General features: G+C 52.4%; 7 protein-coding genes and 2 pseudogenes. 8 read left to right on the forward strand and 1 reads right to left on the reverse strand.

Going from position 1 to position 6,955, the window contains the following annotated elements:
* The 5 genes and pseudogenes from ACTBDZ_RS13165 to ACTBDZ_RS13185 all read left to right on the forward strand — a co-directional run.
* Positions 1-71: pseudogene (locus ACTBDZ_RS13165) on the forward strand (surface-adhesin E family protein); the annotation flags it as partial.
* Positions 72-134: 63 nt separating this feature from the next.
* Complete coding sequence (locus ACTBDZ_RS13170; protein WP_438815654.1) at positions 135-302, forward strand: NIL domain-containing protein; 168 nt, start codon at positions 135-137, stop codon at positions 300-302.
* Entirely contained in the window at positions 295-960 is a 666-nt protein-coding gene (locus tag ACTBDZ_RS13175; protein WP_438815655.1) for a methionine ABC transporter permease, read from the forward strand. The genes ACTBDZ_RS13170 and ACTBDZ_RS13175 overlap by 8 nt, the downstream gene beginning before the upstream one ends.
* A gap of 63 nt (positions 961-1,023) precedes the next feature.
* Positions 1,024-2,112 (forward strand): annotated as a pseudogene (gene menC, locus ACTBDZ_RS13180) (o-succinylbenzoate synthase).
* A gap of 67 nt (positions 2,113-2,179) precedes the next feature.
* Positions 2,180-3,010 carry a MetQ/NlpA family ABC transporter substrate-binding protein gene (locus ACTBDZ_RS13185; RefSeq protein ID WP_438815656.1) on the forward strand — a complete coding sequence of 277 codons (831 nt, stop codon included), beginning with the start codon at positions 2,180-2,182 and terminating at the stop codon, positions 3,008-3,010.
* Positions 3,011-3,208: 198 nt separating this feature from the next.
* Here ACTBDZ_RS13185 and ACTBDZ_RS13190 read toward each other — a convergent pair whose 3' ends face one another.
* Positions 3,209-4,624 (reverse strand): M20 family metallopeptidase, encoded by a 1,416-nt coding sequence (locus tag ACTBDZ_RS13190; protein ID WP_438815657.1) that lies wholly within the window; start codon positions 4,622-4,624, stop codon positions 3,209-3,211.
* Between the two features lie 299 nt (positions 4,625-4,923).
* Here ACTBDZ_RS13190 and ACTBDZ_RS13195 point away from each other — a divergent pair, with 299 nt between their 5' ends.
* From ACTBDZ_RS13195 to ACTBDZ_RS13205, 3 genes are all read left to right on the forward strand, one after another.
* Positions 4,924-5,871 (forward strand): LysR family transcriptional regulator, encoded by a 948-nt coding sequence (locus ACTBDZ_RS13195; protein ID WP_438815658.1) that lies wholly within the window; start codon positions 4,924-4,926, stop codon positions 5,869-5,871.
* A gap of 313 nt (positions 5,872-6,184) precedes the next feature.
* Positions 6,185-6,355, forward strand: coding sequence for an HrpE/YscL family type III secretion apparatus protein (locus tag ACTBDZ_RS13200; RefSeq protein ID WP_438815659.1), 171 nt, complete (start codon positions 6,185-6,187; stop codon positions 6,353-6,355).
* Positions 6,356-6,662: 307 nt separating this feature from the next.
* The gene (locus ACTBDZ_RS13205) at positions 6,663-6,917 is read left to right on the forward strand and encodes a hypothetical protein (RefSeq protein ID WP_438815660.1); all 255 of its coding nucleotides are present in this window, start codon (positions 6,663-6,665) and stop codon (positions 6,915-6,917) included.
* The last annotated feature ends 38 nt before the right edge of the window (positions 6,918-6,955 follow it).

Raw genomic sequence — 6,955 nt, forward strand, 5'->3', positions numbered from 1 at the left:
CCATGGCGATGGTCAAAGCGCTTAACCGGATCACGCTATTAGGAATGCCGAACAGTATTCGCATCACGTAACAATCGACCCGATGGGGCACAGTCGTTACAAGTTCTGATTTATTCAACAAAGCCCGTTTTCAGGTGTCAATTAATATCCTGCACGGCAATATCGAATACATCAATGAGCGCGCGCTCGGGCATATCATTGCCCAGATTTCGCATCAGGATGGCGCACAGGCGGATAACGTCGGTGCCGCACTGGCCTATATTGGCCAACACACCTTTGGCGTGGAGGTTGTCCATGAATGAGTTAATGGGTGAATTGAGCGTTGCGTTTTGTGAAACCTTTACCATGGTGTCGATTTCGACCCTGGGCGCGGTGCTGCTCGGGTTACCGCTCGGTATCGCTATCTATGTGACCGATCGTCATCTTTTCTGGCAAAACCGCGTGGTCTACCTGCTCTCCACCGTGCTGGTCAATATTATCCGCTCGGTACCGTTTGTGATTCTGCTGGTGTTGCTGTTGCCGCTTACTCAGTGGTTGTTGGGCAGCACCATCGGCCCGGTGGCGGCGGCGGTGGCGGTGCCGATGTCGGTGGCAGCCATTGCGTTTTATGCCCGACTGGTGGACTCTGCGCTGCGTGAGGTCGATCCCGGTATTGTGGAAGCGGCTGAAGCGTTTGGTGCCAGTCCTATGCGGATTATTGCTACCGTCTTGTTGCCGGAAGCGCTGGCGGGGTTGCTGCGTGGATTGACCATCATGTTGGTCAGCCTGATTGGTTATTCGGCGATGGCTGGTATTGTTGGCGGTGGTGGTGTTGGGGATCTGGCGATCCGTTTTGGCTATTACCGTTATGAGACCGAAGTGATGGTGATCACCGTGATTGCGCTGGTGGTACTGGTACAACTGGTGCAAACCGCCGGTGATTGGGTATCACGCCGGGCCAACAAGCGTGAGAAACGCTGAGGCCAGACACTGAGAATACAGGGTTAAAGACGCATGAAAATTGACAAGATTGTACTGCGCAAAATGAAGATGGCGCTGAAGACGCCGTTTACCACCAGTTTTGCCACCCAAACGGAAAAACACTTCACCATTGCGGAAGTCCATGCCGGGGGCGTTATCGGTTACGGTGACTGCTCCGCGATTTCGTTGCCGTTCTACAACGAAGAGACTAACGTCACTGCCTGGCACATCATGCGGGATTTTCTGATCCCGATGGTGAAGCAGGCCGGAACGATTACCCATCCCTCTGAAGTGCGTGAAATCTTTATGCCGGTAAAACGCAATAATTGCGCCAAAGCGGCGATTGAGGGCGGTATCTGGGATGCCTTTGCTAAACAGCAAGGCATTCCACTGCATCAGGCGATTGGTGGCACGCGCGATCGGGTGGAAGCGGGCGTCAGCATCGGTATTCAATCTTCCCCGCAAAAGCTGGTCGAGGTGGTTGCTGGCTATCTGAACGAAGGTTATCGCCGTATCAAGATAAAAATCAAACCGGGCAAGGACATTGATTACATCGAGGCGCTACGCAGCACCTTTGGCGATATCACGCTGATGGCCGATGCCAACTCGGCCTATTCGTTGGATGATATCGATTTCTTCAAGCGCCTCGATCGTTTCAATCTGCTGATGATTGAACAGCCACTGGCGCACGATGACATTGTCGATCACCGTACACCGTAAACTTCAGGCAGCGATTGCCACACCTATTTGTCTGGATGAAAGCATCGCCCCGTTGAGGATGCGCGTAAAGCCATCGAGTTGGGCAGCGCCAGAATCATCAATATCAAGGTGGCGCGGGTGGGCGGTATCACCGAAACCAAACTGATCCATGACTACTGTCAGGCGCATCAGATCCCCGTGTGGTGTGGCGGCATGCTGGACACGGCGGTGGGCAAAGCGCACAACATTGCGGTGGCGACGTTGCCCAACTTCGTTTACGCCCACGATATTCCGCCTTCCAGTCGCTATTGGCATGAAGATTTTATGCTACCGCTGGTGGAAATGGATGCGGATAGCTGCGTCGCGGTGCCAAACGCGCCCGGGATCGGTTTTGATATCAACCCCACGCTGTATCAGCGCTATTGCTACGGCGAGGAAACGTTTCAATTTTAATGCTGGGTTCAGCATTGGGGCGTCAACACCAGGGAAACGCCCACTCTACTAAAACAGGAAACGCAACATGACATTCAAAAAATGGTTACCGCTGCTGCTCGTTCCCTTGCTGGGGTTCGGACACGCTTATGCCGCTGATGCGGCGAAAGAGATCACGATCGGCGTTTCACCCGGCCCCTATGGCGATATGGTAAAACAGGCCATCAAACCGGAACTGGCAAAGAAAGGCTATACCGTTACTGTACGCGAATTCAGTGACTATATTCAGCCTAACCTGGCGCTGTCAAACAACAGCATTATTGATGCCAACTTGTTCCAAAATCGCCGCTATCTGGATCGTTTTAGCGCCGATAAAGGGTTGAAACTGTCTGAAGTGATCACCGTACCGACGGCGAGCATGGGCTTCTATTCCAACAAGGTGAAACACCTTGATGAACTGAAGGCCGGTGATGTGGTGACGTTGCCGAACGATCCATCCAATCTGGCGCGTTCGTTAGATTTTTTGCAGAAATATGGACTGATCAAGATTAACCCGGATATCACACCTACCAAGGCATCGCTGCGTGACATCACCGAAAATCCGAAAGGATTGGTGTTTAAACCGTTGGAAGCCGCACAATTGCCGCGCGCGTTAGGCGGCGTAACTGGGTCACTGATCAACGCCAATTTTGCCATCTCTGCCGGGCTGAAACTGGCTGATGCCATTCAGTTGGATATTCTGCCGGAAGACCTGAAAAACATGATTGTGGTACGAGCGGAAGATGCCGATAAGCCATTTGCACAGGATCTGAAAGCGGCTGTTGAATCGCCGGAGTTTGAGGCCTTTTTCGATCGCAAAGACACCATGTTCTCTGCGTTCCAGAAACCAGAATGGATGACGGCGCGTCACAGGCCGTAAGCGAATCTTGCTACGATGCCCTAAAAGGCCGCTTTCGCGGCCTTTTAGGTGGATGACTCGTCTGTCTGAAACAATCATTCCCGTCTACCTCCGTCATTCACGCGCAGGCGGGAATCTCTTGCAGGTGAAACGCGTTTCTTCTTACTGAGATCCCCGGCTTTCACCGAGGATGACGAGGGGGAAAGTGGCTGTGTCTGACTACTCCTGGCTATACTCGCGATGTTTTGCCAGCAGAGTGCTACCTTGTTCTCCCAGTTCCCAGAACAACCCTGTCATGATCGCCACCCCTTCCTCCACCACCGGTCGCAGCAGGTGCTCATTGACCGCATGCTGGCCGCAGGTGGGATAAGAGTGGGGGATCCAAAGCGTCGGTAATCCTAGAATGTCCGCAAACACGTCATTGTGCAGTGAGCCACCCAGATTGGGCAGCAGTGTTGGTGGCTTACCGCTGATTTCGCGCATCAGGTCCAGTGTCCAATCTACCAGCGGATTTTGTGGATCAAAACGGGTGGCGGGGGAGCTGTTGAGCAGTTCCACCTCAATATGCCCATAGCCGTGCTGAGCCAAATGACGACGTACATGGTCAACCAGCAGGTCACTGTCAGTACCGATCACAAAGCGCAGTTGGCACACTGCCGTCGCCGACGCCGGAATGGCGTTGACCGGACGTGACGGATTGCCCGTAACAAACGAAAGCACCTCAAGCGCGTTCCATCCCAGCAATTTCTCGGCGGCGCTCAGGCCCTGCTCACCCCAGTGTGGTTCGATATCCGGGTCGCCCGGATTACCCGCCGGTACTACATCTTGTAGTATCGTGCGCAGCGCGGGCGTTAGCGGTGGGGGCAGCAAATCGTCGATCAGAATCTTGCCGTTGCCGTCAACCAGCGTGGCGATGACGTTGGCAAGCTGTATGCCGGGGTTGCTGAGTAGTCCCCCCCAGTTGCCAGAGTGATAGGCGCGATCGCGCCCCTGCACATGCAGTTTGAAATTGATGCAACCGCGTGAACCTAAAAACAGCGTTGGGCTATCGGCATGCAGGCGGGGACCATCGGAGGCGATAAAAATATCCGCTGACAGCAGCGCCGCGTGTTGGCGACACACATCGGCCAGCCCCGGAGAACCAATCTCTTCGCCCATTTCAAACAGCAGTTTGCAGTTGAATCCCAGCCGCGCACCGCGTGCCAGATAGACTTGTTCCAGCGCCAGTAAATTGATGGTGTGCTGACCTTTATTATCCGCGCTTCCGCGCCCGTACCAGCGGTCTTGCTCTTCGATCAACTGCCACGGATCCAATCCCGCGCGCCAGTTGGCCGCATCACCGAACACCACATCCCCGTGCCCATAAGAAAGGAGCGTGGGGAGCGCAGGATCTTCAATGCGTTCCGCCAACATAAAGGGCATCTCCGGTGCTGCCTCTGTGGTAATAAAATGGCAGACAAAGCCCATTGTTTCCAATACCGGACGCAGCTCATCGCTCAGGTAAGCGCGCAGGGCGGCATGATTATCGGGTTTCTGGCTCTCTGTGGCTAGCGCCAGGCGGCGTGCCAGCGTGCGAGCAAAATCGCCACGCGTCACACAGCGTGTGGCGCGGCGAATGACATCGGAACGAGTCATAGATTCCTTTATGATTGTTTTGGAAAAGCAAAGGCTATTTAAGGGAAAAACTGGCTTTGCCACCATAATAAAATTTGCAATCAAGCTTTGCTTTTCATATAAACCTCAAACGGCCTATTGGGAATTTCTCAGATTATGTTGAGCAGTGAACTGGCTTTGTTGAATAAATAGATTTTATGCTGGCAGCCAAGTGAAACGACGGATCCTCGCAACGCAAAATCATGCAGTTAGGCCTCATGAGAAAACTGTACACCTAAGATGACAAGCATTTTCTACCAAAACTGGCATAGAAAAACAGCATGATTACCTATTATTCAACAAAGCCCAGTGAACTCCGTTATTTTCTGGCTGTGGCAACGACGGGCTCACTGAGTGCCGCCAGCCAGCAGCTTTTCGTGTCGGTGTCCGCCATCAGTCGACAGGTTCAGCGTTTGGAAGAGCGCATGGGCGTGTCGCTGTTTGAGCGCCACGCGCGCGGCATGATTTTGACTGACGCAGGTCGTATTCTGGAAAATCATGTGCGCAAAAGCATGGTGGATTTGGACGCGGCGGTGGCTGAAATTCAGGGGCTGAGCGCGCAGCGTAAAACGCTGATCAGCGTCGGGTGCACCGAAGGAATGGCCTTCGATGCGTTGCCCAATGTGTTTGCCCAGTTTCAACAATCACACCCGGAGACGGCGTTTCACTTAAAAGTGGGATCGGCACAGCAGGTCTCGCAGATGGTTCGTCATGGTGAAGTGGACGTGGCGTTGCAATTTGCGTTTGCACCAGAGCACGGTGTTGAGGTGCTGCTTTCGCTACCCGCGCCGTTACTGTTGTTGATGTCGGAGGATCACCCGCTGGCAGGCAATACCATCCTGTTAGCCGATCTGGCCGCTTACCCGCTGGCGTTGCCTGAACCGACCACCACGCTGCGTCAACTGTTCGATCTCTCCTGCCGCATGCAGGGCACCTACCTGGAACCCACGCTCTGTTGCAGCAACTTCACCACCCTCTATCACTATGTACTCCCCACGCCGCAAGCCGTAACGACATGCAGCTTTTACTCGGTAATGTATAAGTGCCGACAAGCACCGCTCCGGCTGGCGAGGTTGGCGATGCGCCAACTGGAACAGCGCGCCTTGCAGGTGCAAATCCAGTCTGGGCATACACTCACAAGTGTGCAACAAGCGTTTATCGCCATGATACAAAAAGAATTTTACGATGCGGAGCGTTACTGTAATTCGCTGTTCGAGACAGATGAGTAGCTGACAGTGAGCGGGGGGCCTACGCTCACTTCAGGTAAAAATCGGATTTTGTGTTCAGAACAACCTCGATAACATTCGTGTAGCATAGACGATGTATCAGCAAAACAGCCCGTGTTGGGGTGACGGTTTTTTGCTGATGAAACACATGGAGATTCGTTATGTTACGCAAGCGGCCGATGGCATGTTATGCCAACAGGAAAGGCGCTGTTTGTTTAGATGGCCCCGTCATCCACCGATTACACGCTGCTTATCCCATAAAAGCGCTTTCGCCTAAACAAACGCTTTCAATGGCCCTGCTGCTGCCGTCAGGGTGGTGAGTGAGGGGCGGGGCGTACTGTATTGCCATCCAATGCAACTAACCGATGTGGCAGCGTGGTTGAGTCAACACGCGCATTTGGGCTGGCGTCTTGAAGCTGACGCAAAATTACTGCCGGGTGAAATGCGGTTAATGACGGAAGGTGGCGCATTGACGTTGAGGTGGTAACGTTATCTATAGCATGATCTATTATTAGGGTGGTAACGATTGGTGAAAATAAAGTGTTGCAGGTGGGTTTTTGCTGCTTCACGGAATAATGAAAACCCTTATTTTTGTTAGGGTGAAATAAAATAACGCACTAATGCAAATAAAAATCTCCAGACGCAAATCTTTGACGCTATATTGAGTTTGCCATTTCTTCCTTCTATCATCCCCAAAAACATTATTCACAATGCGTGTTGTTAATAGCGCGCATTGTGATTTTTTGAATTTCATTTATTTATTTGATATTAAATAAATTTATCATGGATGGCGTATGCAATATCCTTTGCAGCGATGGTCTTTGTTACTTTTGCTTTTCTCCTTTTTCGTTAGCGCCGTACCGTTAACACCGGCGGAGCGAGGGGAAATTTCGCAACGTCAATCTGACGTGATTGAGCAGGCGCAGCGCCAGCGTGAAGAAATAACTCGTGTGAATCGCGTTGAACCGTCATTCCGCACCTACTTTAAGAATAAATTCGACGGTATCGCTCGCCGAGAACATCAACGATGGTCTTGTGAACAGAATTGAGGTTGGATACTTGTGGTGGTCTGTCACCAATACTGAAC

The organism is Symbiopectobacterium sp., assembly GCF_051710365.1.
Lineage (GTDB): Bacteria > Pseudomonadota > Gammaproteobacteria > Enterobacterales > Enterobacteriaceae > Symbiopectobacterium.